Origin of the sequence: Algoriphagus aestuariicola (genome assembly GCF_017254835.1) — a bacterium.
In the GTDB taxonomy this organism is placed as follows: Bacteria; Bacteroidota; Bacteroidia; order Cytophagales; family Cyclobacteriaceae; genus Algoriphagus; species Algoriphagus aestuariicola.
The window spans coordinates 1-313 of sequence record NZ_JAFKCW010000049.1 but is presented as its reverse complement, the minus strand read 5'-3'; the positions used below and the strand labels follow the sequence as shown (position 1 = coordinate 313).

Genomic DNA, 313 nt, shown 5'->3' with positions numbered 1-313 from the left:
CCCGCGATGCGCTGCAGCCGGCGGAGAACCTGGAAGGCTACGTCACCCGCCAGCTCGATGCGCTGGCGCAGGGGCTGAAAGGTTGGGCGTTCAAAAGCCGCGAGCCGGCGACGCTGGGTGACGGGCTGGCCGCCGGTGAATGGGTGCGCGCCAGCTACCTGCGCGACGGCAAACGCATCTGGCAAAACCAGGCGGTGTTCGCGCTGGCGGAAGGCCGGGTGCTGGTGTTCACCCTGGCGATGGCGCGCAAGCTGACGCCGCAAGACGACGCGCTGCTGTTGCAGGTGCTGAGCAGCTACCGGGCGGCCTAACG

1 protein-coding gene is annotated in these 313 nt (G+C 69.3%); it reads left to right on the top strand.

The annotated features are described in order from the left end of the window. The coding region (locus J0A67_RS23615) for a DcrB-related protein (protein WP_206571682.1) at positions 1 to 311 on the top strand (311 nt) is incomplete at its 5' end. Positions 312 to 313: the final 2 nt, after the last annotated feature.